The following is a 26,700-nucleotide window of genomic DNA, read 5'->3' as shown; positions in this document are numbered from 1 at the left end:
TTTGTTATTCCTCCCTCGGCGGGCGGCGGGGACCTCCCCTACAAAAAAACGCCGTCCCCCCCCGCCGCCCGATGTGGTTTCTTTGGGCGGAATATGCCGCACTGCCGCCGGGCTGGCCGCCCGCCCCGCCGTCGAGCGACAGCGTCAGGTAGTGGAAAAGGCGCGCAACGTCCTGGTCCTCGGTGTCGACCCGATACCAGTTGTAAGCCGATTCGCCTTGCTTCAGCCCGCCTTGTTCCAGCCCGCCTTGTTCCAGAAAGTCGATCACCGCGGTGGTCTTGCCGTATCCACCAGGCGCAGCCAGCCAGCATGCACCGCTGTCGAGGGCCTGCGAAAGCAGCGCCACTACGCGCGGACGGCTGACAATTCCCACTGGCCGGGGTGCCGAGAGCTTTGCTATCTCGCGCGGCGCGTCCTGGGAGAATTTATCCATTCTTGGGACTCTGGCTGCGCAGTCGCCTCGCGAAACAGGGTGTCAGCTCGCCCGCGGGCTGGCAAGGGTCGCGGCTATCCCTTGTGTGACATGATATGCGTGACCCCGACGCTTACGTCCGCTGTGTGTCTTGCCGTCACTGCATTTATTCGCATTGCAATCGTCGCATAGCCCTTTTTTTCTTCTTCGGTCGCCTCGGACTTGAAGAGCCAGGGAAGGGGCTCGACCTGCTTGTCGTCGAAATTTGCCGGCAGGTTCGACGGCAACGCCTTTTTTCCCAAAGGCAGCACCAGGCCAAGGTCTCGAAATTCCTTCTCGAGGCTGGCGTGCAGATGAGCAAGGACCACATAGATCGCCAGCTTCGATCTGGTCTTTTCCGTATTGTTTTGATTGTATTCTTGAAGGACCTCATCGAACGATGGCGATGCATCGCTTTCGGCAGCGGTCGCTTGTGTTGCAACAGCGCCGACCAAGGCAGTCGCTGCCACCCCTGTAAGAGCTACAAAATCGCGTCTTGTAGTGCTGGTCATGGCGAACTCCCCTCGGTTTGAAGATGGCCAAGTCTGGCAAGGACGAGGCGCAGTGGCAATAGGCCGCATGAGCTACTGGTGTAGAGGGTCTTTACATCGCCGATGTGAACTCGCCCGGCGACGACAGTGCAACGCCGTCAGCTCACGATGCATTCGGTTGCTTCATCCGAGGAGAGCCATGGCAACCAAGGAGATGTCCTCGGGCATGGATCGCGCATGGGTTCGAAAAATTCCGCTGGTGGAGCTGAGGAGGATCGAACTCCTGACCTCGTCATTGCGAACGACGCGCTCTCCCAGCTGAGCTACAGCCCCGTCCAGCGGATGGGGCTTTTATCGGCCGCCGAGGTTTCCTGTCAAGGCTGCGCTTGCTGCCGAAATGCCGTTGGACCGTTCGTTCGGCTTCGCTATGCAGCGGAAGGCGGCTCTTGCCGCTTTCCCCTACAGTGGCTACATGTCGGCAACAATCGGAGACCGGCATGATCGCCCTCATTCAGACCATTGTCATGGCGCTTGACCTTTACTGGTGGATCATCATCGCCTCGGCGATATTTTCCTGGCTCTACGCCTTCAACGTCGTCAACTCGCGCAACCAGTTCGTCGACACCATCAGCAACATGCTCTATCGGCTGACGGAGCCGGCGCTGCGGCCGATCCGCCGCTTCATGCCTGATCTCGGCGGCATCGACATCTCGCCGATCATCCTGCTGCTGATCCTGTTCTTCATCCGGCAGTTCCTGCTCACCACCGTGCTTTCGCTGGTCGTCTGAGTTCAGGCGTCGAATGAGCGCGCCGTTCCGCACGCGCGCCGACGGCATCGACCTGTTCGTTCGGCTGACGCCAAAAGCGGCGATGGACAGGCTGGAAGGCATCGAAGCATCGGCGGATGGGCGAAGCTATCTAAAAGCCCGCGTCCGCGCCGTGCCGGAAAACGGAGCCGCCAATCGAGCGCTGGAAAAGCTGGTCGGCAAAGCGCTTGGCGTGCCGGCGTCGGACGTCTCGATCGTCGCCGGTGGCACAGGTCGGCTGAAGACGCTGCGCGTGCTTGGCGATCCCGCGGCGCTGGCGAAACGCGTCGATGCGCTGGGCACGACTGCGCCATGATTTCGGCTCGCTCACTTACCCAGCAGAAAAAAGGCCGGGCTGCAAAGCCCGGCCAGATGTGAAGGTCGAAAACCTTCAGAGGGGAACGCGCCGGACGAATGGGAGGAAACATCCGACGCGGATTGCATATGGGTTGGCGTCGACGACGTTTCAATGAGGTCGGGGGAACCACCTTCGCGATCAGGCTTTTAAACATCTCGACTATCTGATCAGCAACTCGACGAGGTCGATCCGTCCTGTCGCGACCGATGCGGCAGGACACGCACCGCAACCCCGACCGGAAAGCTCACTATGACCACTACTCGAGTTCTATTCTTCGATGTTTTGGGAACCATCGTCGACTGGCGCAGCGGCATCGCAAGCGAGGCCGGCGCCTTCCTGGCGCGAAATGGTGCAGAGCAGGTCGATCCCGGTGAATTCGCCGGTGCGTGGGCGTTGCGCTATGACGCTTCGACCGAGGCGGTGCGAACAGGGCACCGGCCTTTCGTTTCACTCGACGTGATCAACCGGGAAAATCTGGACGCCACTCTCGTCCAGTTCGGACTGACCCCATCCGCGCTGCCGGCCACCGAACTTGAGGAACTCAATCTCGCCTGGCACCGGCTGGAGCCGTGGCCCGATTCGCTGAAAGGCCTTGCGAGGCTGAAGGAACGCTTCATCATCGCGCCTTTGTCGGGGGGCAATACCCGGCTGTTACTGGATATGGCCAAGCGCGCCGGCCTGCCTTGGGACACCGTCCTTGGCTCGGATGTGTTCGGCACCTACAAACCTGCGCCACAGGCTTATCTCCGCGCAGTGGAGATTCTGGGGGTGCGACCTTCGGAGGCCGTGTTAATCGCCGCGCATAATGACGATCTGGCCGCGGCACGACGGTGCGGTATCGGAACCGCATTTGTTGCTCGGCCAAGAGAGCATGGCCCGGCGCAGACGACCGATCTCTCGCCCCTCGAGGGCTGGGACTTCCTGGCAGACGACCTTGTCCATCTCGCTCAAGTTCTCCCGTAGGCAGACGGCAGAAAACCTAAGCGATGTCGTCGCGGATGCAGGCCTTCAGATGGCCCTCGGCTGTCGCCCTCAGTGGCGGCACAGCCCCGGCACAAGCCGCCAGCGCAAACGGGCAACGGGTCCGGAAAACACAACCCGACGGCGGGTTTGCCGGGCTGGGAATATCGCCCTTGAGCACCTGCCGGCCTCGCCTGGCCAGCGGATCGAGCGACGGAATGGCCGACAGCAGCGCGCGCGTATAGGGATGCTGCGGCCGGGCATAGAGCTCGGCCGCCGGCGCAACCTCCATGATGCGCCCGAGATAGAGCACGATGACCGTGTCGCAGATGTACTCGACGACGGCCAGATCGTGCGAAATGAACAGCATGGTCAGGCCAAGCCGGAGCTGCAGGTCGCGCAACAGATTGATGATTTGCGCCTGGATCGAGACGTCGAGTGCCGAGACCGGCTCGTCGGCGACGATGAATTCCGGCTCGAGCGTCAGCGCCCGGGCGATGCCGATGCGCTGGCGCTGGCCACCCGAGAATTCATGGGCGTAGCGGTCATAGGCGTCGAACGGCAACTCGACCGCGGCAAGTGCCTTCTCCGCCTTCGCCCGCCGCTCGGACTTCTTGCCAATGGCTTGAATGTCCAGGCCTTCGGTGAGGATCTGCCCTATCGTCATGCGTGGCGACAGGCTGGCGAAGGGATCCTGGAAAATATACTGCATCTTGCGGCGCTGGCGGCGCAACTGGGCGGCACCCAGCTTGGTGATGTCGGTGCCGCCATAGTTGATTTGGCCGGATGTCGGCTCGATCAGACGCAGCACCGAGCGGCCGATCGTGGTCTTGCCGGAGCCGGATTCGCCGACCAGGCCGACCACCTGGCCGCGCGTGACATCAAAGGAAATATCCTCCAGCGCCCGGACCACCGGGCCCCGCGAGAACGCTGTCGGCGCAAAATACTTGGTCAGGTTTTTGACCGAAAGGAAGGGGGCGTCCACCATCAAAGCTCCTCCCACCGCAGGCAGCGGCTTTGCTGGGTCGGCGTCGCCGCAAACAATGGCGGGACCGCGGCGCGGCAGGCAGCGATAGCCATCGGGCAACGCGGCGCGAAGGAACAGCCCTTGGGCAGCAAGGCGAGCGAGGGAACATTGCCGGCAATGGTCGGCAGCGGCGTCCCCGCCGCCTTCAGCGCCGTGGCCTGGCCGAGCCGCGGCACCGAACGCATCAACCCTGCGGTATAGGGATGACGCGGACGGGTGAACACTTCGCTCACCGGACCTGATTCGACGATACGCCCGGCATACATCACCGCTACCCGGTCGGCGATTTCGGCTACGACGCCGAGATTGTGAGTAACGAACAGGATGCCCATGCCGCGCTGAACCTGCAGCTCGGCCAAGAGATCGAGGATCTGGGCCTGGATGGTGACATCCAATGCGGTTGTCGGTTCGTCGGCGATCAGCAAGCCTGGATCGCAGGACAGGGCCATCGCGATAGTGGCGCGCTGGCGCATCCCGCCTGACAGTTCGTGTGGATATTGCCGCGCCCGCCGCTTCGGATCGGGAATGCCGACCTGCTCGAGCAGCCGCACCGCGTCTGCTTCTGCCTCGCGGTGCGATTTGCCGAGATGGATGCGGATCGGTTCGGCAATCTGCTCGCCGATCGTGTAGACCAGATTGAGGCTGGTCATCGGCTCCTGGAACACCATGCCGATCTCGTTGCCGCGTATCTTGCGCAGCGACTCGGCATCGAGGCTGGTCAGCTCGGTGACCGTGCCGTTCTTGCGCCGCAGCGCGATCGATCCCTCGGCAATGTGTCCGACCCTTTTCGGCAAGAGGCCGATGATCGACAGGCTGGTGACGGATTTGCCGGACCCGGATTCGCCGACGAGCGCCACCGTCTCGCCGGAGCCGATCGTCAGGTCGACATCCCTTACCGCCGCGATGTTGCGCCCCGCAATGCGGAACACCGCGCGCAGGCCGGAAATCGAGAGGATCGGCGCGACACTCAGCGGAGCAGCCCCACATCGCGAAGGATCATGTCGATCTTTGCGGTTTCCTCCTCGTTCAGGCTGCGTTGCGGCCGCGCCATGGTGTTCGAAGCGATGATGCCGAGGCTCTTCATCGCTGCCTTGAAGGCGCCGACGCCGGCCGAGCCGGCGCTTGTCCTGCCGAGCGATATCCAGACGATCTCGAATAGCTTTAAAAGCCGCTCCTGTTCCACCCGGGCTTCGGCATGCTGGCCGGCTTGCATCAGCTTCCACAGCCTGACATAGCCATGCGGGTCGACATTGGCGAGGCCCGGCACGACGCCATGCGCCCCCATGGCCAGCACGCTGTCGACCAGGATCTCGGAGCCGGTCATGCCGAAGAAGCCGGGGTCGTCGGCCATGTCCTTGAGCACGTAACGCAGATTGCCGTCATCGCCGCTGGAATCCTTGATGCCCGCGATGGCGCCTTCCCTGGCGAGGCCGACCGTGGTCTTGCGCTCCAGCTTGATGTGAACGCAGACCGGGATATCGTAGGCGATGACGGGAAGGTCGATCGCATCCTTGATGTAGCGGAAATGATCGCCGATCTCGGGCTGGCTGGTGCGGGTATAAAATGGCGCGGTGACGACAATGGCGTCGACGCCGGCCGATCTGGCGATGCGGGCGTGGTTGATGACACGATCGGTCGTCGGGTCGATGACCCCGGCGAAGATCGGAACCCGGCCGTTATTGACCCTGACCGCGTGCTCGAGGATGGCCCTGCGGCCCGCTTCGTCGTGGAAGACCACCTCGCTGGTCGAGCCGAGCACGAACAGCCCGTGAACACCGCCGTCGAGCAGGTTCTCGATGGTCCGCGTGAACGACGGGAAGTCGATGCTGAAATCGGCATTGAGCGGGGTGACGACAGGTGGCACGACGCCGGTAAACAGAGGCATTTTGATGAACCTTTGAGGTCAGTTGAGATCGGAGCGAGGGTCGAATGCGTCGCGCAAGCCGTCGCCGATGAAGTTGATGGCGAGCACGGTGAGCACCAGTGCGGCCCCCGGGAACATCCATTGCCAGGGGTAATTTTCCAGCACGACGGTGGAGCGGGCGAGATTGAGCATGTTGCCCCAGCTGGCTTCGGGCGGTGCGATGCCGAGGCCGAGGAAGGACAGGCCGGCCTCGAGCAGGATGGCGTTGGCGATTTGCAAGGTGGCATAGACGACCAGGATATCGATGCAATTGGGCAGGCCGTGCCGGAACAGCAGATGCGGCAGCCCCGCCCCCATGCCGCGGGCGGCGACGACGAAGTCGCGCTCGCGCAGTTCGAGCAGCCTGGCACGCACCATGCGCGACAGCACCGGCCAGGAGAGCAGCGAGATCACCAGGATGGTCGGCGCGATGCCGGTGCCGGCAATCGAAGCCAGCACCAGCAGGAAGATCACCGGCGGCAGCGTCATCGCCAGATCGACGAAGCGCATCACCGTGCCGTCGACGAGACGCCCGCCAAAGCTGGCGACGGCGCCGATCAGGAAGCCGATGACGGTCGAGATGGCAACCGAACAGATGGCAACCAGCAGTGAGATCCGCCCGCCTTGCAGCAACCGTGCCATGACATCACGCCCAACGCCGTCGCTGCCCAGCCAATGAATGGCCGACGGCGCCTTGTTCATCGCCCTGAGGTCGATGGCGTTGGGGCCGAACGGCCACCACAGAGGATAGATCGAAACCGCCAGCAGGATCGGGATGACGATCAAAAGCCCGGCACGCGCCGCGCGGTTTTCAAAAAAGCGGTCGAGCGCGCGGCGAAGCGGGCCCTTGGTTTGCGGCGCGGCTGTCGGGTCAACTGTAGGATCTGGCGCGGTGATTGCCATCAAGCCACCTGAATGCGCGGATCGACGACGGCATAGACGACGTCGGTCAAGAGATTGACCAGGATGACGCAAACGCCGATCACCAGGGTGGCGCCCATGATCACCGGGTAGTCGCGGGTGCCGACGGCGTTGACCAGAAGCAGTCCCATGCCCGGCCAGTTGAACACGCTTTCCAGGAAGATGGCGCCGCCGATGGCGATGCCGACGGTCGAGCCGATCAGGGTAATCACCGGCAAGAGCGCATTGCGGGTGGCGTGCTTGATGATCACCCAGAACTCGCGCACGCCCTTGGCGCGCGCCGTCCGCACGTAGTCCTGGTTGAGCACTTCCAGCAGCGAAGCGCGCATGTAGCGCATGATCAGCGCGGCATGGCCGATCGACAGCAGGCAAGCGGGCAGGATGAGGTGCGCAAGCACATCCGTCGCCGAGAACGGCGCACCGGCGGTCTGCATGCCGCCGGACGGCGCCCAGCGCAGCAATACCGAGAAGAAATAGAGACCGAGCAGCGCCGTCAGAAAAGCCGGGCTGGAGATGCCGACGAAAGACAACACCGACAGCGCGATGTCGGACGGTTCGTTACGGCGCACCGCGCTGAAAATGCCGGCGGAAATGCCGAGCACGATGGCGATCGCCAGGCCCGTGCCCATTAGCAGCGCCGTCGGGCCGATGCGTTCCATGACCAGTGGCAGCACGGCAACGCCGCTGCGCTGGATCGAATAGCCGAAGTCACCGCTCAGCGCCGCGCGCAGCCAGGCGAGATATTGCACGGGAAGCGGCCGATCGAGCCCGAGCCGTTCGCGCAGGCCCTCGAGGTCGGAAGCCGACATGGGGACCGATGGGTTGATATAGGCGTCGATCGGATCGCCCGGCGCCAGCCGCAGCAGGATGAAGATGAGGACGCTGAGCGCGACCAGCATCAGCAGTCCTGTGGCGCTGCGGCGGGCGATGAAGCTCAACATGGGCTTTCCGTGGCGGTGGCTGGCGGCGCCAAAGTGGTCCCGCCTGCTCGCTTGGTTGCGGGGTTCTTACTGGATGTCCCAGCGCTCGGGGTGAGCTGCGTAGGGGCCGCCGCCCGGCGCCGGCGTCCAGACGAAGTCACGCAGCTTGTTGGAGGCCACGCCATAGCGGTTGGCCACCCATAACGTCGCCCAGGGCAGCTCCTTGTTCATCACCTTGCAGACCTCCTGCCAGGAGGCGTCGAGCTTGGCCGGATCGGTCTGGCCGAGCGCGGCGTCCAATGCGGTGCTCAGGTCTTCGAACTCGATGCGCATGGTATTGAAGCCTGCCGGCGGGATCTGTGACTTGTTGAGGCCGGGATTGAGGCCGGCCGGGTTGGGGCCGTTCTGCAGGCCGGCATAGACCATCGGAAAGGCGTTCCAGTCCGGCGTGCCTTGCTTGTAGACGATGCCGTTGTAGGTCGGCGTATCGACGACCCGCGGCACCACATTGATGCCGACCTCGGCCAGCATCGACTGGACAGCGGCCATCACATTGGCCGCTTGTGGCGAGCCGTAATAGGTCAGCAAGGTGATCGGCTTGTCGCCATTGATCTTGTCCCAGCCCGCCTCGGTCAGCAGCGCCTTGGCCTTTGCCGGATCGTAGGCATAGGGTTCGAGGCCTGCGGGAACCAGATGCGGCGCGACATAGCCGCAATTGGCTGGTTTGGCGGCACCGCCATACAGGCTGTCGATGATGGCGTTGCGGTCGATCGCATACATGATCGCCTGGCGGACACGGATATCCCTAAACAGGTCGACCTTCTGGTTCAGGCCGATATAGTTGACTACATAGGAGGCACCTTCGATCACCTTGAAATTGCTGTCGCTCTTGAACGATGCCGCATCGTCGGGCTCGACATAGGTGAACTGGATTTCGCCGGCGCGGAGCGCGGCAACCGCCGCCGCCGGCGACTCGAAATAGCGGTTGATGAGCACGTCTACCTTCGGCTTGCCGCCGCGATAATCATCATCGGCTGCCAGTTCGACATATTGGTCGGTCACGTAGCGCTTGAACTTGAACGGGCCGGTGCCGACCGGAGCGGTCGACCACCAGGTGCTTGTCGCCAGCGATTCCGGCGGCAGAGCAGCCAGGGCATGCTCCGGCAGGATCATCAGCTGCGAGAGGATGGATAGAAACGAGCCGTTCGGTTTCGATAGCTTCACCACTGCGGTGTGGTCATCCGGCGCATCGACCGAGGCGATGTTGGCGAGGCGGGCGGCAAACAGGCTGCCGGAGGTCTTGTTCTTGGCAAGCTCGAGGGTGAACTTGACGTCCTTCGAGGTGAACGGCTTGCCGTCATGCCAGGTCTCGTTGACCAGGTTGAACGTATAGCTCAGCTGGTCGTCGCTGATCTTGTAGTCCTTGGCGAGATCGCCTTCGATATCGGTCAGCCCGGCATTGTAGATGACCAGCGGTTCAAAATATGTGCTGAGCCAGGTGTAGCCGCCGGTCGCGACCAGCGGGTTGAAGTTCTTGGGAAAACCGCCGGGGCCGACGTCGAAGCCGCCCGCAATGGTCTTGGCGCTTTGTGCCTGGGCACTGGTCAATGGGGCAATGCTGGCGAGCAGCAGCCCGGCGACTGAGAATGCGATGGTCCTGATGCGCATGGTTTCCTCCCTTGGCATATTCAGGTTGTTCTTCAGCTTGCTCGGTTTTTGGCGATAACCTGCTGGATCCCCCGGTAATGGTCGTCGAGCCGCCGACGCGCCTGGTCTACGTCCTTGGCGGCGACAGCCTCGACGATCTCGTGATGGTCGCGCCATGTCGCCAGCGGCGTCGGATTGTCGAGATTGGTGAAATTCGAGGCCTTGTTGAACGCCGTCCAGAAGATGTCGATCAGCGCGCTCAGCATGTGATTGTTCTGGCAGCGGAACAGCAACTGATGGAATTGCTGGTCCTCTTCGGCGAAGCTCTCATGGCGCTCGGCACGTTGCCGCATGCGCTCGGTCAACTGGCGCAGCGCCTCGATGTCCTCGGCACTGATCATCTCGATCGTCTTGGCGATGAGGCCGGTTTCCAGCACGCGGCGGATTTCGCGCAGCTCTTCGACATCGCGCAGCGAATCCTGCAAGCCGTAGGCCAGGTTATCCAGCAGCGGCTTGAACGAGAACTCCTTGACGAACACGCCGATGCCGCGCCGCGTCTCCAGGATGCCGATCGATTCCAACGCCTTGATGGCTTCCCGCACGGAGTTGCGGCCGACGCCGAGCCGCTGCGCCAGGAACGTCTCCGGCGGCAGGGGATCGCCTGCCTTGAGCTGGTTGCTTTCAATATAGGCCCTGAGGCTTTCCTGCACGGTGACGTGAAGCAGCGGCGGTCTGCTCAACGGTTCGATCGACTTCAGTTCCGCCATCGCACTGCTTTCATCATCCGCCGGATTCGCCTGCCCGCCGCTTGTCGTATAGCTACTTGTAGGATATCCTGCAAGCCCATAACAAACCTGCTGCCTCCGAATGAAGATTGCCCTCGCCGGCTCGAGCCACTGGCATGCCGAAATGCACCTCGACGCCGCACGCTTTTACGGTGCGGAGATCGCCGGTATCTCGGACGAGAATCCTGGCCACGCTCATGCGTTCGCCGCACACCACGACCTGCCGTTTATCGAAGATTTCACGGAAATACTCTCCAGCCCGCCGGATGTGATCCTGTTGATGGGACACCCTTCGATGGTGCCGGCGCGGGCACGCGCGATCATCGCGGCAGGGATACCGCTGATCCTGGAGAAGCCGGCGGTCAGCCATACGGGGGAACTGATAGCGCTGCGCGAGCTTGCCAGGCAGCACCAGGCTTTTGTCGCTGTTCCCCTGCCCAACCGTTTCGGGCCGGCCGTTGCCGGCTTTGAACGGCTGCGCCGGCAAGGTCGCGCCGGCCCGATGGCGCATTGCCAGTTCCGGCTGGTCAATGGCCCGCCGCAACGCTACATCGCCGACGGTGTCGCCTGGGTCGTCGACCCGGCGGTTGGTGGCGGCGGTGCGTTGAGGAATCTCGGCATACACGGTGTCGACGCGGCACTCAGCCTCGCAACCGGCAAGCTCGGCCTGAAAAGCGTTTCGATGGCGAACCGCATCCATCCCGGCCCGGTCGAGGACCATGCGCTGCTGGTGCTGGAAGACGAAGCCGGAGCGTTGTTCATCGTCGAGGCCGGCTACACCTTTGCTTCGATGCGCCCTGGCGGTGACTTCGAGTGGCGCATCGTCAGTGCCAATGCGACCCTGGTCGATCATGGCGACCATGCCATCTGCGCAACGCTCGACGATGCGGCAATCGTCGACTTGCCGGTCGAGCTGCCGGCAACGCGCTATCGTCTGTTCATGCGCGATACGCTTGACCGGCTGGCGAGAAACGCGCCTCCGTCCGCGTCCATCGAGGATTATGTTGCGGCGATGTCGCTGATCGACGCCGCTTATCAAAAGGCAGGACCATGATTGGAATAGGAATTATCGGCGCTGGCGATTTCGGCGCAGCCCATGCGCGGGCAATCCGTGAGGTTGGCGGCATTCGTCTCGTCGCCGCCTCTCGTGGAAATGCCGACGCGCTGCGGCAATTCACCGCCGAGCATGGCGGCCGCGGCTACGCGGACTGGCGAAGGCTGCTGGACGACAAGGAGGTCGACGCGGTCCTCATTGCCAGCCCGCATCACCTCCATGCCGAAATGGCCATCGGCGCGGCAAAGGCCGGCAAGCACATCCTGCTCGAAAAGCCGATGGCGCCGACGGCGGCCGCCTGCGATGCGATCAACGCCGCTGTGGCCGAGAGCGGCGTCAAGCTGATGGTGGCTCATCTCATGCATTTCGCCCTGCCCTGCATCGCTGCCAGGCAAATTCTGGAGGAAGGCGAACTCGGCCGGCCGCTCACCGGATCGAGCTGGATCATCAAGCTGTGGATGGAGCACAATCGCCGCGACTGGCATCTGCGCAAGGCGACCGGCGGCGGCATGCTGTTGACGGCCGGCATCCACGCGCTCGACCGCCTGGTCTGGCTGATGGATGACGATGTCGTGTCGGTGAGCGGCATGCTCGGCGCCAAGTTCCATGACCAGGAAGCAGACGACAGCGCCCTGCTTGGATTGCGTTTCGCCGGCGGCGGCATCGGCCAGGTGCAGAGCGTCGGCTATCGCACCGGCGCCACCACCTACGCCATGGACCTGGTCTGCGAGCGGGGAACGCTGCGCATCGACATGGACCGCGGCACCATGCTTGGCCGCGATACGGTCTGGACCGAGTTGCCCGGTTCCTTTGAGCCGAACTGGATGCATAACGCGCTGGTGCGCGAATGGAGCGCAATGCGCGATGCCATCGCCGACGACACGCCGGTGCCGGTCGACGGCGCTTATGGGCGCAAGATGATCGCCATCATCGAGGCTGCCTTTGCCTCGAACGAAACCCGCCGCGAACGCGAGATCGCCGGTGCACGCTGATCTTAACGACCACCTAGCCCGCTTGCCCGCACACGCACCGCGCGGCGTCTGGGGTGCGGTGATGCTGGCCATCGACGATCGCGGAGCGATCGACTGGCAGGCGACGGAAGAGACGATCGCCCGGCTCTGCGCCTCAGGCGTCGACGGCGTCTATTCCAATGGCACGGCCTGCGAATTCCATTGCCAGACCGAGCCCGAATTCGACCGGCTTTGTGAGCTGGTTGCCAGAATAGCCGGCCGCGCGCGCCTTCCCTTCCAGATCGGCATCAGCCAGTCCAATCCGCGCGTTGCGCTGGAGCGGCTGACACGGGTGGCGGCGCTTCGCCCGACGGCGGTGCAATTCACGCTGCCCGACTGGTGGCCGCCCAGCGACGATGAGGTCATGCGCTTTGTCGGCGGCCTCTGCGAAGCCGCGCCCGAAACGCCGCTGGTGCTCTACAACCCGCCGCACGCCAAGCGCCGCCTGACGCTCGACGGCATCGCGAAGCTGCGTGCGGCCATTCCGTCGCTGGTCGGCGCCAAACTGCCGGGCGGCGACGCCCGCTGGTATGCCGATATGCGCCGCAAACTGGACGGATTTTCCGTCTTCGTCCCCGGCCACACGCTGGCAACAGGCTATGCTGGAGGGGCTCACGGCAGCTATTCCAACGTTGCCTGCCTCAACCCGAAGGGCGCGGTGATGTGGTGGCAAATGATCCGCACCGACATGGCCGCCGCTGCCGAGGTCGAGGCCCGCATACAGGCCTTCCTCGCCGCACATGTCCTACCGTTTCGCACCCGTTACAATGTCGGTGATGCAGCACTCGACAAGGCGATGGCGGCGGCCGGCGGCTGGGCGCCGCTCGGCCCGCGACTGCTCTGGCCTTACAGCTCCGTTCCCGATCAGGAAATCCCGACACTGGCCAGGGCCGCTCACGCGGCTTTCCCGGAATGGTGGTAGACCCGTCACCAAGGCGCGGGACGACCGAGGCTCTTCAGCAGCCGGCGCGTGCGCCCTGTGTCGCGCGTGACGCAAACGCCCCCGGCTGAGGGACATCGGCCTCGCGCCGCGCCAGCGAATTGCGCAGCAGCGCGATCGCCTCGCGGCCGGCAGTCGCAATCTCGCGCGGCCTGTCGACGCCGACGATCATGAACTCCTTGATCCCCAAAGCGGCGTAGGAAAGCAGCGACAGCGCGACCTGCGCCGGCGGCCCGGCAAGTTCGACCGCCTTCTGGCAGGAAGCGGCAGGTTTGTCTTCCAAACGGATTCGGACGGGAAGCGCGAAACGCAGCTTGCCGGCCCGGCCGTGTTCGGCGGCGGCGCCGCGTACGCGCTCCATTGACTGGCGGATTTCTGCAAGCGAGCCCGGCGCCAGCTCGAACACGTCCGCATGCCTGCCCGCGACCCTGAGCGCGGTGCCCGACTGCCCGCCCATGCGGATGGTCACATCGGCACCATGCGGCCCCTTGCGCGGCACATAGCCGCCTTTGATGCTGTAAAAGGTGCCTTCATGGTCGAACGGCATGTCGTTCGACCACAACCGCTTCAGCAGCACCAGATATTCGTCGATGCGCTGCCAGACCACCGTATGGCCGGCCGGACGTGCCTCGGCATCGTCGTCGCTCAGCGGCTCACTGAGCATCCTGAGCGACAGCCGGCCACCGCTTCTCGCGTCGAGGGCAGCGAGCTGCCGCGCCGCCACGGTTGGTTCGATCACGCCTGCCCAATGCGTCAGAACGACTTCCAGCGACGAGGTGCGGTCCAGCGTCTGGGCGGCAAGGTCCATATTGGTCAGCAGCCCGGCCTGGTCGTCGATGACGATCCTCTGGAATCCGGCATCCTCGATCAGTGGTGACAGCTTCGTCGCGGTCTCGACAAAGTCATAGAAAAAGCTGGCGTCGGCAGCGTGGATCTTACCGGGAACATGCGTGAACTCGATCGGCATTGCCATCTCCTCCATCACGTTGGAATCAGGGCGCGCAAAAGCGCACCGGCACTCGGTTCATCAACTCCGGAATTTCTGCAAACGGCAGGCCGCTATCCCGAGGAAGCCTCGATGATCAGAGCCTTGACAATCAGGGGATCAGCCCCAGTACCACTGCCCCGGTGAATACAAACGCAAGGGCAAAGACGAGATAGGCGAAAGCGCCGGCGTAGGCCGGCCGCCACACCTGGTCGGAACCCAGCCTTTGGCCTTTGCGGGCAGTCTGAGCGTTCTGGCTATAGGACATATCGACCTCCGTCTCGGCGCTTAATCTATAAAATCAGTAGACTTTGTCGAGTGCTATTTTCGCGCGACCCTTAGAACAATTTTCTCCAAACGGCGGACAACTTAGTGCTTTTACTGCTTAGCGCTGCCTTTTGAGGCACGCCGGGGTGACGGCAGAAAATGTCAGGTCCACGTGTCTGTGGCTCCTTGGCGATCCAATGGACGAAGGATAGCATCGCTGCTTCAGCGGAAAGCCGGGACGTCACGGCAAGGCAGCAGGGAGCAAAAGATGGGCACAAGACTGGCCGGCAAGGTCGCCATCATTTCGGGCGGCGCGACGGGAATGGGCGGTGCGGCCTCGGAGCTTTTCGCGGCCGAGGGCGCCAAGGTGGCGATCATCGACCGCAACGGCGAAGCTGCCGCCGCTACCGCAGCGGCAATCAGGCAACGCGGCCATGTCGCCGAGCACTGGGTCGCCGACGTATCGGATGAGGCGCAGGTCAAAGCGGCGGTGACGGGCGTGATGGAAAAATTCGGCTCGGTCACGGTTCTGTTCAATCACGCCGGCACCATCGTCATCAAACCCTTCCTGGAGACCACGCTGCAAGAATGGGACTGGCTGCATGCCGTCAATGTGCGTTCAATGTTCCTGATGACGCGCGCCGTGCTGCCCGGCATGATCGCCGCCGGCGGCGGTTCCATCGTCTGCACCTCGTCGATCTCGGCAGTGGCGGCGACGCCGATGGAGGTGCTTTACGACACCACCAAGGGCGCCTGCCACATGTTCGCGCGCGCCATTGCCGTCGAGTTCCGCGACCGCAACATCCGCTGCAACGCGGTCTGTCCAGGCTTCATCAGGACACCGCATGGCCTGCACGAGGTCGCCGATCTCGACAAACTCGGCGTCGATGTCTCCGACGCGGCAATGGCCGCGCAACAAGGGCGGATCGGCGAGCCGGAAGAGGTGGCGAAGGCAGCCCTGTTCCTGGCCAGCGACGAGGCCAGTTTCGTCAACGGCGCCCATCTCTTCGTCGACAACGGCTTCACCGCGATGTGAAAGGCGAAGCGCCGTTACCGCTCTTCGCGCCGGAATGGCTTGAGCAGCGCCGACGGGGCTACCGCATTGCGCGACATCACCGCCATGGCAACGATGGTGAAGATGAACGGCAGCATCAGGAACGCCTCGTAAGGAATGTGTCCGAGCCCACTTGCTTGCATGCGCAATTGCAAGGCGTCGACGAAGGCAAACAGCAGTGCAGCACCTGCCGAACGCCACGGATCCCAGCGGCCGAAAACGACGAGCGCGATTGCCACCCAGCCCCGCCCCGAAACCACGCCGAAGGTGAACGCGTTGAACTGCGCCATCGACAGGAAGGCACCGGCCAGCCCCATCAAGGCACCGCCGAGGATCACCGCCTGGAAGCGCGTGGCGATGACGATGACGCCGGCCGAATCGGCGGCCCGCGGGTTTTCACCGACCATGCGAACCGACAGGCCCCACGGTGTGCGGTAGAGCACGACGGCGGCCAGGGGAATAGACAGCATCGCCATGTAGACCAGCGAAAACTGGTTGAACACCGCCGGCCCAAGCACCGGAATGCCGGATAGTATCGGGATCGGCAGCGTCTCGAACCCCTTGATGTTCGGTGGCACCGATTGCTGGCCGAAGATCAGCCGGTAGAGGAAGTAGGCAAGGCCCGACGAGAACAGCGTCACGCCGATGCCGCAGACATGCTGGCTGAGGCCGAGCGCCACCGTGAACAGCGCATGCACGGCGCCCATCAGTGCCCCGGTCAGCACTGCCGCAAGCACGCCAAGCCAGAGGCTGCCGCTGAGGCTCGCCGCGGTGAAGCCGGTCATCGCCGACAACAGCATGATGCCTTCGATGCCGAGATTAAGCACGCCGGCGCGTTCGGAAAACATTTCGCCCAGCGTCGCGAAGGCCAGCGGCGTGGCGATGCGGATGATCGCGGCGAGGAAGCCGACCTGGAAGATCTGTTCCAGCACCACGCTCATTTGGCAATTCCCACGCGACGGATGCGATAGGCGGTGAACAGCAGCGCCACCAGCATGGCGAGCAGCGCCGTTCCCTGGATGACTTCGCTGAGGAAGGCCGGAACGCCGGTCGCCCGCGACATCGCCTCGGCGCCGGTCATGACGGCGGCAAGGAAGATCGCCGCCGGCACCACGCCGAGCGGATTGAGCCTCGCCAGCATGGCGACGACGATGCCGGAATAGCCATAGCCCGGCGAGATGTCGCTCATCACCTGGAAATGCACGCCGCCGACCTCGCCGACGCCGGCAAGGCCGGCCAGCGCGCCGGAGAGCAGCGCCGTCGAAATCAGCACCCGCTCGACATTGATGCCGCCATAGCGCGCCGCCTCGGGGTTTTCGCCGGTGACCCTGATGCGGAAGCCGAGCGTCGTACGCGCGACCACGAACCAGATCAGGGGTGCTGCGACCAGCGCCGCGACGACGCCGAGATGCAGCCGCGTGCCTTCGAGCAGCACCGGAAAATTGGCCGTATCCTCGATCGGCGGCGAGATCGGGTAGCCGCTGAAACTATCCTTCCATGGCCCCTCGATCAGCGCCATCAGTGCGTAGAAAATGACCGAATTGAGCAGCAGCGAGCTGACCACGTCATCGACCCTGAATTTCACCCGCAGTGTGGCGGGGATCAGGGCGACGGCCGCGCCGGCGGCGGCGCCCGCCAGCGCCATCAGCAGCATAGCGAGCGGCCCCGGCATCGGGATCGCGCCGACGGCACAGCTCGCCACGGCACCGGCCAGCAATTGCCCTTCGGCGCCGATGTTCCAGAATTTGGCGCGGAAGGCGACCGCCACGGCAAGCCCGGTGAAGATCATCGGGGTGGCACGCACCAGCGTTTCGGTGACGGCGTAGCTGTCGCCCAACGACGCCGAAAACATCACGCCATAAGCCTCGACGACGCCGGCGCCGGCCAGTGCGATAAGGCCGCTGCACAGGATGAGCGTCGCGCCGATGGCGAGCAGCGGCAGCGCCAGATTGAACCAGGTGGGCGTTGAGGTGCGTGCCTCGAGGCGGAACATCAGGCCTTTCCCTCCGCCCCGGTCATCATCAACCCGAGTTTGGCGATGCTGGCGTCGGCGCTGTCCAGCGTGCCGACGATGCGGCCTTCATACATCACCGCGATACGATCCGAGAGCATCAGCAACTCTTCCAGATCCTCGCCGATGACGATGATGCCGCAGCCCTTGGCGCGCATGTCGAGGAATTTTTCGTGGATGAAGCGCGCGGCGCCGATATCGAGGCCGCGAGTCGGCTGCGAAACAACCAGCACTTTCGGATCGAAAGCGAGTTCGCGCGCCAGAAGCGCCTTTTGCAGATTGCCGCCGGAAAGCGCCCCGGCGCGCGTCATCGGCCCGGGACAGCGGATGTCATAGGCCTTGATCTGTGCCTCGGCGAAGGCGCGGATCGCATCCAGCTTGAGCAGGCCGTTGCGGCTGAACGCCGCCGTGCCGATGCGCGGCAGCACCATCGAATCGGCAAGCGGCAGATTGGTGACCAGCCCGGTCGTCATGCGGTCTTCCGGGATGCGGCCGAGGCCGAGTGCCTGCACGTCGCGCGGCGAGAACCGCAAAACCGCTTTGCCGGCTATCGTCATCTGTCCGGCATCGGGCGCTCGCACGCCGGAGATGACCTCGGCAAGCGCGCGCTGGCCATTGCCGGAGACGCCGGCGATGCCAAGGATCTCGCCGCCGCGGACCGACAGCGAAACATCGCGCAGCGCCATGCCGGAATGGCGCGACGTCGAGATGCCGTCGAGGGTCAGCACCGCCGCACCCGGCGTCGATGGCCCCCTGGCCGGCGGCACGATCTCGTGCCCACACATAAGCCGCGCCATCTCCGAGGACGTCGTACTGGCCGGCGCATCGACCCGGCCGGCGACGCGCCCGTGCCTGAGCACGACGCAGCGATGCGTCAGCGCCCGCACCTCGTTGAGCTTGTGCGAGATGAAGATGATGCCGAGCCCTTGTGCCGCCATCGAGCGCAGCGCCGAAAATAGCCCGTCGACCTCTGTCGGCGCCAGCACCGCCGTCGGCTCGTCGAGGATCAGCAGTCTTGCGCCGCGAAACAGTGCCTTGACGATTTCGAGCCGCTGTTGCTCGCCGACCGCCAGCGCCGCGACGGGAAGGTCCGGGTCGAGCGTCAGCCCGTGCTGGCGGCCGATCTCGGCGAGCCGCGCCAGCCCGCCGGCGCGGTCGATCCGGCCCGATCTGCCGGGAATGCCGATCAAGAGGTTCTCCAGCACCGAAAGCCGCGATGCGAGATGAAAATGCTGGTGCACCATGCCGATGCCGGCGGCCAGCGCATCGGCCGAACTGTTGATCGCCACCGGCCGGCCTTGCACCAGGATCTCGCCGGCATCGGGCGCATAGGCGCCGAACAGCACATTCATCAGCGTCGTCTTGCCGGCGCCGTTTTCGCCAAGCAGCCCGAGGATTTCACCCGGCGCGACGCTGAGATCGACGGCTTCGTTCGCCTTGACGGCGCCAAAGCTCTTGGAGATGCCGCGCATTTCGATGAGAGGGGCAGGCGTTGACAAGGGTGCTCCCGATCGGAATTGGCTTTACGATTCAGCTTTGATCGACGGGAATGCGCTGCACCCCCCTCTGGCCTGCCGGCCATCTCCCCCTCAAGGGGGGAGATCGGATGTCACTTCGGCTTTCGCAAATCGTCAGCGCTGAAGAAGAGGTGCTGTCGGCGAAGCTGCTAATCTCCCCCCTTGAGGGGGAGATGGCCGGCAGGCCAGAGGGGGTGCGACAAGCGCCAGACCCCCAAAAGACAGCGCTCAGTCCGAGACCGGCGTATTCTCATCGACGTCGACGCGGAAATTGCCGTCGAGGATCTCGGCCTTCTTCTTCTCGACCAGTTCCTTGATCTCGGCCGGCAGCGTCTTGTCGAACTTGTGGTAGGGCGCGAGATACGAGCCGCCCTTGGCCATGCGCGAGAAATCGCCGTAATCCTGCGCGGTGAAGACGCCGGCCTTGACCAGCTTGATCGCCTGCTCGACGGTCGGATACATGTCCCAGACCGGCCCGGTGATCACCGTGTCGGGGCCGAGGCTCGACTGGTCCGACATGTTGGAGATGGCGAGGATCTTCTTCTCCGCCGCCGCTTCGATGACGCCGAAGCGCTCGGCATAGATGACGTCGACGCCGGCGTCGATCTGGGCAACAGCCGCTTCCTTTGCCTTCGGCGGATCGAAGAACGAGCCGATGAAGGCGACCTTCTTCTTGATGTTGGGATTGACCTCCCTGGCGCCGGCAAAGAAAGCGTTGACCAGCCGGTTCACTTCCGGAATGCCCATCGCCGCGACGGCGCCGATCGTGCCCGATTTCGACATTTTTCCGGCGATCATGCCGGACAGATAGGCCGGCTCGTGGATCCAGTTGTCGAAAACGCCGAAATTCGGCTCGGCCGGCCCGGCGCCGGAGCCGAACAGGAAGGCGGTCTTCGGGAATTGCTTGGCGGTCCTGCGCGATTCGCGCTCGGCGGCGAAGGCATCGCCCAGCACCAGCTCATAGCCGCCCTGCGCATATTCGCGCATGACACGGCTGAAATCGGCGGTCTGCACCTTCTCCGACCATTTGTATTCGATCCCGAGTTCCTGCTCGGCCTTCTGCAGGGCGACGTGGATCTGGTTGTCCCACGGCTCCTCGATCGGCGTGGCGAAGATCGCCGCCACTTTCAGCTTCTTGGTCTTGGCAAAGGCGCTGCCCGGCAGTATCGCCGCCGCCAAGCCGAGCGCGCCCAGCTCCAGCACGTTGCGTCGCGAAAGCCCTTGGCGTTTCGATTGGATTCTGCTCTTCCCGTTGTCCATTGCATGCCCCTCTGATTGGCGCCGTGTCGAGCCGGCTGTCTTCTCTGGAATATCGGCGAAGGAACTATGGAGCGGTGCCCGGCTTTTGTCCACATGGTCAAATTTGAGTGGGCGGAACGCGCCATTAAATGGCCCGGCAAACCCACGCTTGCTCACAATCTCTCGAGCGCCACCGCAATGCCTTGGCCGACACCGATGCACATGGTGGCAAGTGCATAGCGGGCGCTACGTTCGCGCAGCTCCAGCGCCGCCGTGCCCGTGATGCGCGCGCCGGACATGCCGAGCGGATGGCCGAGCGCGATGGCGCCGCCTTTCGGGTTGACGTGCTCCGCATCCTCGGCAATGCCGAGCTGGCGCAGCACGGCGATGCCTTGCGAGGCGAAGGCCTCGTTGAGCTCGATGACATCGAATTGCTGCGGCTTCAGGCCGAGCCGGGCGCATAGCATTTGCGTGGCCGGCACCGGGCCGATGCCCATGATGCGCGGCGCCACGCCGGCAGTGGCACCGCCGAGGATACGGGCGATCGGCGTCAACCCGTATCTTTTCACGGCTGCTTCCGAGGCGACGATCAGCGCCGCCGCGCCGTCATTGACTCCCGACGCATTGCCGGCCGTGACCGTGCCGCCTTGCCGGAACGGCGTCGGCAACTTGGCCAACGCTTCGACGGTCGTACCCGCGCGCGGATGCTCGTCCTTCGAGACGACCACCGGATCGCCCTTGCGCTGCGCGATCGTCACCGGCGTGATTTCCTTCGCCAGGCGGCCATTGGCTTGTGCGGCGACCGCCTTGTCCTGGCTGCGCACGGCAAACGCATCCTGGTCCGCGCGGGAGACCGCGAACTCTTCCGCCACGTTCTCGCCGGTCTCAGGCATCGAATCGACGCCGTATTGCTTCTTCATCAGCGGATTGACGAAGCGCCAGCCGATCGTGGTGTCGTAAATCTCGGCATTGCGCGAAAAGGCGGTTTCCGCCTTCGGCATGACAAACGGAGCACGGCTCATCGATTCGACGCCGCCTGATATCATCAGCTCCGCCTCGCCGGCCTTGATGGCGCGGGCAGCAATCATCACCGCATCCATGCCCGAACCGCAGAGGCGATTGACGGTCGAGCCGGAAACCTCCTGGGGCAGGCCGGCCAGCAGCAGCGCCATGCGCGCGACATTGCGATTGTCCTCGCCGGCCTGGTTGGCGCAGCCATAGACGACATCGTCGAGGGCAGCCCAGTCAATGCCTGGATTGCGCTCGACCAGCGCCTTCAGAGGGATCGCGCCGAGATCGTCCGCTCGTATCGCCGACAGCGAACCGCCGAAGCGGCCGATGGGCGTGCGGATGTAATCGCAGATATAGGCCTCAGCCATTGTGCAGCCTTCCCTTTTCCCGGCCCGGCCATGTTGGCCGCATTCTCCTTAAGACGAAAGCACATCTCGCCGCCGGCCCGTTAGGCCAAAGAGAATTTCAGCTCCGGCCCGCCGGGAGCTGCGGATCAGCCGACGCTTTCGCCGCCGTCGATCACCAGCGCCTGGCCGGTCATGAAGGACGAGCGGTCGGAGACGAGGAACAGGATCGCTTCGGCGATTTCCTCCGCGCTGGCCCAGCGCTGCATGGGAATCTTGGTGCGGACATAGTTCTCGATCGCCGCCCGCCCGCCCATCTGCGTGATGAACGGCTCGTTGAAGGGCGTATCGACCCAGCCAGGGCACAGCGCGTTGATGCGGACATTGTGTTTGGCATAGTCGAGCGACATCTGCCGGGTCATCGCCACCACTGCATGTTTTGACGTTGCGTAGGCGATCATTTCGCGGTCGTAGAACACACCCGAATTCGAGGCGGTATTCAGGATCACCCCGCCGCCTTGCGCGATCATTGACGGCATGACCAGCCTGGCCGCGAGGAACTGCGCCCGCACGTTGATCCGCCAGGAGGCATCCATGCCGTCGGCGCCGACTTCGGTCAGCGTGCCGCCGACCTGGATCCCGGCATGATTGTGCAGGATGTCGATCCGCCGATGCCGGCTCAGCGTTCCTGCAATGAGCTGCTCGACCGCCGCGTCGTCGCCGACATCGGTGGCGACGGCCTCGGCCCGACCGCCGGCCGCACGAATGTCGGAAGCGGTTGCTTCCCCCGCCGCCTGGTCCCTGTCGGCGATCACCACCAGCGCGCCTTCCCTGGCCATCATCATCGCGCCGGCACGCCCGATCCCCGACCCGGCACCCGTCACCACGGCGATGCGATCTCTCAGAATCATGTTTTTTATCTTTCAGTGTGATGGTTTTCGTTGCCGCAGTTGCCATTGGGCAAGCACCACGAGCAGAACGGAGGCGACAAGCACGATCGTCGCGATGGCATTGATCTCCGGCGTGACGCCGCGCCGGATCGAGGCAAAGACATAGATCGGCAATGTCGCCTGTGCGCCGGCGACGAAGAAAGCGACGATGAAATCGTCGAAGGAGAATGTGAAGGCGAGCAGGAAGCCGGCGATCACCGCCGGCATGATCTGCGGCAACACGATGCTGCGGAACGTCGTCAGCGGGGTGGCATAAAGGTCGCTCGAGGCCTCGACCAGGTTGCGGTCGAGGCTGCCGAGGCGCGTGCCGACAATCATCGCCACCAGCGCCATCGAAAACAGCCCGTGCGCGGCGATGATCGAGCCATAGCCAAGCGCCAGGCGCGGTGGCTGGTCGTTCGGCCACAGCGAAGCGACAAACGGGTTGACGAGCCCAAACAGCTGGACCAGCGCGACCAGTGTCGAGATGCCGATGACCACGCCCGGAACGACGATCGCAGCCCCCAGGAGGGCATCGAAGACGGCTCGTGTTCGGGCGCCAACACGCGCCAGGCCAAGCGCCGCCGCCGTGCCGCAGAGTGCCGCCAGCAAGGCGCTGGTCGTGGCGATGAACAGGCTGTTCTTCAGCGCTTCGACCAGGAAAGGGTTTGCCAGTGCCTTGCCGTACCACTGCACCGAGAAGCCGGTGAACTCGCTGGCGTGGTGGCCGGCGTTGAACGAGAACAGCACCACCAGCGCGATCGGCAGGTAGAGAAAGGCGAAGACCGCAACGACGAAGGCACGCATCAGATCAGGTCCACCCGGCGGGCACCCGAAAGCCGGGTCGAAATGCGGTTCGCGGCAAGCAGCACGACCACGGAAACCGCTACAAGCGTGATGGCGATCGCCGATCCGAATGGCCAGTTGCGCGATTGCAGGAACAGATCGACCAGCGCGTTGCCGATGAAGAAGACCTTGCCGCCGCCGAGCAGCGTCGGGATCAGATATTCACCGAGCAGCAGGATCATGACCAGCGAGAAGCCGGTCATCACACCTGGCAGCGACAGCCGCAGCGTCACGCCGAGGAATGTCGAGATCGGCGTCGCGCCGAGATCGGCGGAGGCCTCCAGCAGCCGGCGGTCGAGCCGCTCGAGGCTGACATAGATCGGCAGGATCATCAGCGGCAGATAACCATAGACGATGCCGAGCAGAACCGCTCCCGGCGTGTTGATCAGCCGCACGTCTTCCATCCCGACATAGGCCAGCAGAGCTGGGATGCCGCGCCCGCCCAGAACATACATCCAGGCATAGGTTCGCATCAGCAGGCTGGTCCAGAACGGGATGACGACAAGCGCCAGCAGGATCAGCCGCCACCGTTCCGGCGCGCGCAAAGCGAGGTAATAGGCGACCGGATAGGCAACGAGAAGACAGGCCAGTGCGCCCGCCGGCGCCAGCACCATGGTGTTCCAGAAGGCGGTCGCTCGCGCCGGAAGATTGGCATACTGCGCCAAGGTGAACGCGGCCTGATAGCCGCCTTCCGGCGCCCGATCGCCGACGCTGAAAACGGCGATCGCGACGAACGGCAAAACTAAAAACACCACCAGCCACGCGGTTGCTGGACCGAGCAGCAGGGCAGTCAGGAGATTGTGACGGAGGACATTGCTGCGCATTGAAAAAACCGCCCCGGTGCCGGCGGAGATCTGTCCGCCGGGGGAGTTGCCCGCATCGAGCCTGTGGCCCGCCCGATTCAAGCCGACTTGAAGCGCGCCATCAGTTCGGCCCGGCCCGGGTCGGTCAACGTCGCGGCGGCGCCGAATTCGAGCGGCTTCAGCAGATCCGCCGCCGGATAGAGGATCGGATTGTCCAGCACCTCCTTGGGCAGCAGCGCATTGACCCGCGCATCGGTGGAAGGCGCACCGTTGGCCAGGTGCTCCTTGACCGCGACCTTCGGGTTCATCAAATAGTTGAGCAAGGCATAGCCGGCAGGCTTGTTCGGCGCATCCTTTGGGATGGCGTAGAAGTCGGTCCAGATCTCGCCGCCTTCCTTGCCAAGCACGTAGGCGATTTCGGGGATGTCGCGGTGGAGCTGCGCCCCGTCATTGGTCCAGCACATCGTCATCCAGGCGTCGCCGGCACGCATCGACGGCTGGTAGTCGCTGGAGACCGCGAACAGATGCGGCTTGACCTTCAGCAGCAATTCCTCCGCCTTGGCGAGTTCGTCCGGCTTCAGCGAGTTGAACGAGAAGCCGAAATATTTCAGCGCGTTGCCGATCGTGGTCAGCTGGTAATCATGAACCATGGTCCGGCCGTCGCCCTCCGCCATGGCCGTGTCCCAAAATTCCTTCCAGCTCGTCATCGGCTTGGTCAGTTTCTTGGTGTTGACGGCAAAGCCGGTGGTGCCCCAATTCTTCGGCACAGCGTAGGTCACGCCGTCGATGGTGCCTTCCCCAGTGAAGCGCGGGTCTTCTTGCGAGCCGTCATAATTGGCGAGCTTGGCCATATCCAGCGCTTCGATGATGCCAAGCTTCTTGTAAGTCGAGATCGTGTAGTTGGTCGGAACGAAAAGGCTCCAGCCCGAGGCGCCGGCCTGCAGCTTGGCCAGCATCTCCTCGTTTGACCCGAACACGTTGACCTCGACGGCAACACCGGTCTCGGCCTTGAAATTCTCGAACGTCGCCGGGTCGTGATAATTGGGCCAGGTGGCAATCGACATGCGATCGCCAAGCCCCTCCTGAGCGAAGGCTGGCGACGGCATGATGCCGAGTTCGCGGGCCATTACTGCGGTAGCGAGACCAAGCCCGGTAAGGCCAAGGAACTCGCGGCGGCCGATGGAACCGCGCTTGAGCCGCATCAACTGGTCGACGAATCTATCAGGGCTTATCGGCAGTCCGTCACGATACGATTTCGACATTTTTGTTTTCCCTCTGGTTGGTCCCGTTATTCTCCGGAAACGCCAGCGGCGTTCCGGCTGTAAAGCCGACGGCGACGGGTTCACCCGGCTTGAAGAGATTTCCACCGCCGACCATATGATCGGCCTTTGCGAGCAGTGTCCCGATGCCCTGGACCTCGATTGCATATTCCGCGGTCGAACCGAGAAAGATCCGGTTGCGGACAAGGCCGTCCAGCCGGCCGCTTCCGGGCGCGCCGAGGCTTAGCGATTCAGGACGCAGGCTGACCGAAACGGCTTCACCCTGAGCTAGCGGAGTCCGCTTGCGCGCTGCAATGACGGTGCCGTCGGCAAGCGCCACCTCGACGAGCTTGCCCGAGAGCCCGACGACCTTGCCGCTCAAGAGATTGGTCTTGCCGACGAAGTCGGCGACGAAGAGGTCGGCGGGTTCGTCATAGATTTCGCTCGGCTGCCCAAGCTGGACGATGCGCCCGCCATTCATGACGCAGACGAAATCGCTCATCGACAGTGCCTCTTCCTGATCGTGGGTGACCAGGACGAAGGTGATGCCGATCTCGCGCTGCAGGTTCTGCAGCTCTATCTGCATGTCGGTGCGCAGCTTCTTGTCGAGCGCCGCCAGGGGCTCGTCGAGCAGCAGCACCGCCGGCTTGTTGACCAGCGCCCGCGCCAGGGCGACACGCTGCTGCTGGCCGCCGGAAAGCTCATGGATCTTGCGGCGTCCATAGCCGGCAAGCCGAACCATGGCGAGCGCCTCGCCTGCCTTCAGGCTGATCTCCCGCGGCGACAGGCGCGGCCGCGCCTGGCGCAGGCCATAGGCGACGTTGTCCTCCACATCCAGATGCGGAAACAACGCATATTGCTGGAACACCATGTTGACCGGCCGCCGATAGGGCGGCGTGCCGGCCATGTCGTGGCCACGGATGAATACCGCACCTTCGCTTGGCTGTTCGAAACCGCCGATCATGCGCAAGCAGGTTGTCTTGCCGCAGCCGGACGGCCCGAGCAAGGCGACAAAGGCAGACGGCGGGATGGCAAGATCGATGCCGCTGACCGCGGTCACGCTGCCGTAGCGTTTGGTGACCCCGCGAAACTCGATGTCGGGCACTGCGGTCAAAGCTGCGGGCTCCTGCGGGTAGCTAACCTCGAAACGCTATCAGAGCCA

28 protein-coding genes and 1 tRNA gene are annotated in these 26,700 nt (G+C 63.8%); 7 read left to right on the top strand and 22 right to left on the bottom strand.

The window, feature by feature from the left end:
* Positions 1–4: 4 nt before the first annotated feature.
* The 3 genes from NKJ40_RS24110 to NKJ40_RS24100 form a co-directional block, all read right to left on the bottom strand.
* The gene (locus NKJ40_RS24110; RefSeq protein WP_352468209.1) at positions 5–433 is read right to left on the bottom strand and encodes a hypothetical protein; all 429 of its coding nucleotides are present in this window, start codon (positions 431–433) and stop codon (positions 5–7) included.
* A 74-nt stretch (positions 434–507) separates the two neighbouring features.
* Complete coding sequence (locus NKJ40_RS24105; RefSeq protein ID WP_352468207.1) at positions 508–963, bottom strand: hypothetical protein; 456 nt, start codon at positions 961–963, stop codon at positions 508–510.
* Between the two features lie 236 nt (positions 964–1,199).
* Positions 1,200–1,275: transfer RNA gene (locus NKJ40_RS24100), tRNA-Ala, on the bottom strand.
* A 164-nt stretch (positions 1,276–1,439) separates the two neighbouring features.
* On the opposite strand from NKJ40_RS24100, the gene NKJ40_RS24095 reads away from it, so the two are divergent.
* The 3 genes from NKJ40_RS24095 (at position 1,440) to NKJ40_RS24085 (ending at position 3,069) form a co-directional block, all read left to right on the top strand.
* Entirely contained in the window at positions 1,440–1,730 is a 291-nt protein-coding gene (locus NKJ40_RS24095) for a YggT family protein (protein WP_023678162.1), read from the top strand.
* A gap of 13 nt (positions 1,731–1,743) precedes the next feature.
* A complete protein-coding gene (locus tag NKJ40_RS24090) occupies positions 1,744–2,064 on the top strand; it encodes a DUF167 family protein (protein ID WP_352468206.1) in 321 nt (106 codons plus the stop codon).
* Positions 2,065–2,355: 291 nt separating this feature from the next.
* Complete coding sequence (locus NKJ40_RS24085) at positions 2,356–3,069, top strand: haloacid dehalogenase type II (protein WP_352468204.1); 714 nt, start codon at positions 2,356–2,358, stop codon at positions 3,067–3,069.
* A 16-nt stretch (positions 3,070–3,085) separates the two neighbouring features.
* On the opposite strand, the gene NKJ40_RS24080 is transcribed toward NKJ40_RS24085, so the two are convergent.
* The 7 genes from NKJ40_RS24080 to NKJ40_RS24050 form a co-directional block, all read right to left on the bottom strand.
* Positions 3,086–4,054: an ABC transporter ATP-binding protein gene (locus NKJ40_RS24080; RefSeq protein ID WP_352468203.1), complete on the bottom strand. Its 969-nt coding sequence runs from the start codon at positions 4,052–4,054 to the stop codon at positions 3,086–3,088.
* The gene (locus tag NKJ40_RS24075) at positions 4,054–5,064 is read right to left on the bottom strand and encodes an ABC transporter ATP-binding protein (RefSeq protein WP_352468217.1); all 1,011 of its coding nucleotides are present in this window, start codon (positions 5,062–5,064) and stop codon (positions 4,054–4,056) included. The genes NKJ40_RS24080 and NKJ40_RS24075 overlap by 1 nt, the downstream gene beginning before the upstream one ends.
* Positions 5,061–5,978: a dihydrodipicolinate synthase family protein gene (locus NKJ40_RS24070; protein WP_352468202.1), complete on the bottom strand. Its 918-nt coding sequence runs from the start codon at positions 5,976–5,978 to the stop codon at positions 5,061–5,063. The genes NKJ40_RS24075 and NKJ40_RS24070 overlap by 4 nt, the downstream gene beginning before the upstream one ends.
* Before the next feature lie 18 nt (positions 5,979–5,996).
* On the bottom strand, positions 5,997–6,899 hold the full coding sequence (locus tag NKJ40_RS24065) for an ABC transporter permease (RefSeq protein WP_352468200.1): 903 nt from the start codon (positions 6,897–6,899) through the stop codon (positions 5,997–5,999).
* Positions 6,899–7,858 carry an ABC transporter permease gene (locus NKJ40_RS24060; protein ID WP_352468199.1) on the bottom strand — a complete coding sequence of 320 codons (960 nt, stop codon included), beginning with the start codon at positions 7,856–7,858 and terminating at the stop codon, positions 6,899–6,901. Before NKJ40_RS24060 ends, NKJ40_RS24065 begins: the two co-directional genes overlap by 1 nt.
* Before the next feature lie 66 nt (positions 7,859–7,924).
* A complete protein-coding gene (locus NKJ40_RS24055) occupies positions 7,925–9,505 on the bottom strand; it encodes an ABC transporter substrate-binding protein (RefSeq protein WP_352468197.1) in 1,581 nt (526 codons plus the stop codon).
* A 32-nt stretch (positions 9,506–9,537) separates the two neighbouring features.
* On the bottom strand, positions 9,538–10,251 hold the full coding sequence (locus NKJ40_RS24050) for a FadR/GntR family transcriptional regulator (RefSeq protein ID WP_352468196.1): 714 nt from the start codon (positions 10,249–10,251) through the stop codon (positions 9,538–9,540).
* A gap of 100 nt (positions 10,252–10,351) precedes the next feature.
* On the opposite strand from NKJ40_RS24050, the gene NKJ40_RS24045 reads away from it, so the two are divergent.
* From NKJ40_RS24045 to NKJ40_RS24035, 3 genes are read left to right on the top strand one after another with little or no spacing between them, the layout of a single operon-like run.
* Positions 10,352–11,323: a Gfo/Idh/MocA family protein gene (locus NKJ40_RS24045; RefSeq protein WP_352468195.1), complete on the top strand. Its 972-nt coding sequence runs from the start codon at positions 10,352–10,354 to the stop codon at positions 11,321–11,323.
* Positions 11,320–12,315, top strand: coding sequence for a Gfo/Idh/MocA family protein (locus NKJ40_RS24040; RefSeq protein WP_352468193.1), 996 nt, complete (start codon positions 11,320–11,322; stop codon positions 12,313–12,315). The genes NKJ40_RS24045 and NKJ40_RS24040 overlap by 4 nt, the downstream gene beginning before the upstream one ends.
* Positions 12,305–13,255: a dihydrodipicolinate synthase family protein gene (locus tag NKJ40_RS24035; RefSeq protein WP_352468192.1), complete on the top strand. Its 951-nt coding sequence runs from the start codon at positions 12,305–12,307 to the stop codon at positions 13,253–13,255. Before NKJ40_RS24040 ends, NKJ40_RS24035 begins: the two co-directional genes overlap by 11 nt.
* 34 nt (positions 13,256–13,289) lie before the next feature.
* Here NKJ40_RS24035 and NKJ40_RS24030 read toward each other — a convergent pair whose 3' ends face one another.
* Positions 13,290–14,240 (bottom strand): LLM class flavin-dependent oxidoreductase, encoded by a 951-nt coding sequence (locus NKJ40_RS24030; protein WP_352468191.1) that lies wholly within the window; start codon positions 14,238–14,240, stop codon positions 13,290–13,292.
* Between the two features lie 130 nt (positions 14,241–14,370).
* Positions 14,371–14,526, bottom strand: a complete 156-nt coding sequence (locus NKJ40_RS24025; RefSeq protein ID WP_023678176.1) for a hypothetical protein — start codon at positions 14,524–14,526, stop codon at positions 14,371–14,373.
* 267 nt (positions 14,527–14,793) lie between these two features.
* On the opposite strand from NKJ40_RS24025, the gene NKJ40_RS24020 reads away from it, so the two are divergent.
* Positions 14,794–15,561 (top strand): SDR family NAD(P)-dependent oxidoreductase, encoded by a 768-nt coding sequence (locus NKJ40_RS24020; RefSeq protein WP_352468190.1) that lies wholly within the window; start codon positions 14,794–14,796, stop codon positions 15,559–15,561.
* Between the two features lie 14 nt (positions 15,562–15,575).
* Here NKJ40_RS24020 and NKJ40_RS24015 read toward each other — a convergent pair whose 3' ends face one another.
* The 10 genes from NKJ40_RS24015 to NKJ40_RS23970 all read right to left on the bottom strand — a co-directional run bounded on the left by NKJ40_RS24015 (position 15,576) and on the right by NKJ40_RS23970 (position 26,652).
* Positions 15,576–16,520, bottom strand: a complete 945-nt coding sequence (locus tag NKJ40_RS24015; RefSeq protein ID WP_352468189.1) for an ABC transporter permease — start codon at positions 16,518–16,520, stop codon at positions 15,576–15,578.
* Positions 16,517–17,572: an ABC transporter permease gene (locus tag NKJ40_RS24010; protein ID WP_352468188.1), complete on the bottom strand. Its 1,056-nt coding sequence runs from the start codon at positions 17,570–17,572 to the stop codon at positions 16,517–16,519. Before NKJ40_RS24010 ends, NKJ40_RS24015 begins: the two co-directional genes overlap by 4 nt.
* The gene (locus NKJ40_RS24005; protein ID WP_502903748.1) at positions 17,572–19,062 is read right to left on the bottom strand and encodes an ABC transporter ATP-binding protein; all 1,491 of its coding nucleotides are present in this window, start codon (positions 19,060–19,062) and stop codon (positions 17,572–17,574) included. The genes NKJ40_RS24010 and NKJ40_RS24005 overlap by 1 nt, the downstream gene beginning before the upstream one ends.
* Before the next feature lie 273 nt (positions 19,063–19,335).
* Complete coding sequence (locus NKJ40_RS24000) at positions 19,336–20,367, bottom strand: BMP family protein (RefSeq protein ID WP_352468187.1); 1,032 nt, start codon at positions 20,365–20,367, stop codon at positions 19,336–19,338.
* 152 nt (positions 20,368–20,519) lie between these two features.
* Positions 20,520–21,725: a 3-oxoadipyl-CoA thiolase gene (gene pcaF, locus NKJ40_RS23995; RefSeq protein ID WP_352468186.1), complete on the bottom strand. Its 1,206-nt coding sequence runs from the start codon at positions 21,723–21,725 to the stop codon at positions 20,520–20,522.
* 125 nt (positions 21,726–21,850) lie between these two features.
* Positions 21,851–22,612 (bottom strand): SDR family NAD(P)-dependent oxidoreductase, encoded by a 762-nt coding sequence (locus NKJ40_RS23990; protein ID WP_352468184.1) that lies wholly within the window; start codon positions 22,610–22,612, stop codon positions 21,851–21,853.
* A gap of 12 nt (positions 22,613–22,624) precedes the next feature.
* Positions 22,625–23,437, bottom strand: coding sequence for an ABC transporter permease (locus tag NKJ40_RS23985; protein ID WP_352468183.1), 813 nt, complete (start codon positions 23,435–23,437; stop codon positions 22,625–22,627).
* Entirely contained in the window at positions 23,437–24,300 is an 864-nt protein-coding gene (locus NKJ40_RS23980; protein WP_352468182.1) for an ABC transporter permease, read from the bottom strand. The genes NKJ40_RS23985 and NKJ40_RS23980 overlap by 1 nt, the downstream gene beginning before the upstream one ends.
* 77 nt (positions 24,301–24,377) lie before the next feature.
* Positions 24,378–25,541 (bottom strand): ABC transporter substrate-binding protein, encoded by a 1,164-nt coding sequence (locus tag NKJ40_RS23975; protein WP_352468180.1) that lies wholly within the window; start codon positions 25,539–25,541, stop codon positions 24,378–24,380.
* A complete protein-coding gene (locus tag NKJ40_RS23970; RefSeq protein ID WP_352468179.1) occupies positions 25,522–26,652 on the bottom strand; it encodes an ABC transporter ATP-binding protein in 1,131 nt (376 codons plus the stop codon). The genes NKJ40_RS23975 and NKJ40_RS23970 overlap by 20 nt, the downstream gene beginning before the upstream one ends.
* Positions 26,653–26,700 lie beyond the last annotated feature (48 nt).

The sequence above is a fragment of the Mesorhizobium sp. M0119 genome, assembly GCF_040322615.1.
Lineage (GTDB): Bacteria > Pseudomonadota > Alphaproteobacteria > Rhizobiales > Rhizobiaceae > Mesorhizobium.
This window is presented reverse-complemented; position numbering and strand designations above follow the sequence as displayed.

Coding starts and splice junctions, on each gene's coding strand:
- NKJ40_RS24110 (WP_352468209.1), bottom strand. CDS start 433: ATGGATAAATTCTCCCAGGACGCGCCGCGCGAGATAGCAAAGCTCTCG.
- NKJ40_RS24105 (WP_352468207.1), bottom strand. CDS start 963: ATGACCAGCACTACAAGACGCGATTTTGTAGCTCTTACAGGGGTGGCA.
- NKJ40_RS24095 (WP_023678162.1), top strand. CDS start 1,440: ATGATCGCCCTCATTCAGACCATTGTCATGGCGCTTGACCTTTACTGG.
- NKJ40_RS24090 (WP_352468206.1), top strand. CDS start 1,744: ATGAGCGCGCCGTTCCGCACGCGCGCCGACGGCATCGACCTGTTCGTT.
- NKJ40_RS24085 (WP_352468204.1), top strand. CDS start 2,356: ATGACCACTACTCGAGTTCTATTCTTCGATGTTTTGGGAACCATCGTC.
- NKJ40_RS24080 (WP_352468203.1), bottom strand. CDS start 4,054: ATGGTGGACGCCCCCTTCCTTTCGGTCAAAAACCTGACCAAGTATTTT.
- NKJ40_RS24070 (WP_352468202.1), bottom strand. CDS start 5,978: ATGCCTCTGTTTACCGGCGTCGTGCCACCTGTCGTCACCCCGCTCAAT.
- NKJ40_RS24065 (WP_352468200.1), bottom strand. CDS start 6,899: ATGGCAATCACCGCGCCAGATCCTACAGTTGACCCGACAGCCGCGCCG.
- NKJ40_RS24060 (WP_352468199.1), bottom strand. CDS start 7,858: ATGTTGAGCTTCATCGCCCGCCGCAGCGCCACAGGACTGCTGATGCTG.
- NKJ40_RS24055 (WP_352468197.1), bottom strand. CDS start 9,505: ATGCGCATCAGGACCATCGCATTCTCAGTCGCCGGGCTGCTGCTCGCC.
- NKJ40_RS24050 (WP_352468196.1), bottom strand. CDS start 10,251: ATGGCGGAACTGAAGTCGATCGAACCGTTGAGCAGACCGCCGCTGCTT.
- NKJ40_RS24045 (WP_352468195.1), top strand. CDS start 10,352: ATGAAGATTGCCCTCGCCGGCTCGAGCCACTGGCATGCCGAAATGCAC.
- NKJ40_RS24040 (WP_352468193.1), top strand. CDS start 11,320: ATGATTGGAATAGGAATTATCGGCGCTGGCGATTTCGGCGCAGCCCAT.
- NKJ40_RS24030 (WP_352468191.1), bottom strand. CDS start 14,240: ATGCCGATCGAGTTCACGCATGTTCCCGGTAAGATCCACGCTGCCGAC.
- NKJ40_RS24025 (WP_023678176.1), bottom strand. CDS start 14,526: ATGTCCTATAGCCAGAACGCTCAGACTGCCCGCAAAGGCCAAAGGCTG.
- NKJ40_RS24020 (WP_352468190.1), top strand. CDS start 14,794: ATGGGCACAAGACTGGCCGGCAAGGTCGCCATCATTTCGGGCGGCGCG.
- NKJ40_RS24015 (WP_352468189.1), bottom strand. CDS start 16,520: ATGAGCGTGGTGCTGGAACAGATCTTCCAGGTCGGCTTCCTCGCCGCG.
- NKJ40_RS24010 (WP_352468188.1), bottom strand. CDS start 17,572: ATGTTCCGCCTCGAGGCACGCACCTCAACGCCCACCTGGTTCAATCTG.
- NKJ40_RS24005 (WP_502903748.1), bottom strand. CDS start 19,062: ATGCGCGGCATCTCCAAGAGCTTTGGCGCCGTCAAGGCGAACGAAGCC.
- NKJ40_RS24000 (WP_352468187.1), bottom strand. CDS start 20,367: ATGGACAACGGGAAGAGCAGAATCCAATCGAAACGCCAAGGGCTTTCG.
- pcaF (WP_352468186.1), bottom strand. CDS start 21,725: ATGGCTGAGGCCTATATCTGCGATTACATCCGCACGCCCATCGGCCGC.
- NKJ40_RS23990 (WP_352468184.1), bottom strand. CDS start 22,612: ATGATTCTGAGAGATCGCATCGCCGTGGTGACGGGTGCCGGGTCGGGG.
- NKJ40_RS23985 (WP_352468183.1), bottom strand. CDS start 23,437: ATGCGTGCCTTCGTCGTTGCGGTCTTCGCCTTTCTCTACCTGCCGATC.
- NKJ40_RS23980 (WP_352468182.1), bottom strand. CDS start 24,300: ATGCGCAGCAATGTCCTCCGTCACAATCTCCTGACTGCCCTGCTGCTC.
- NKJ40_RS23975 (WP_352468180.1), bottom strand. CDS start 25,541: ATGTCGAAATCGTATCGTGACGGACTGCCGATAAGCCCTGATAGATTC.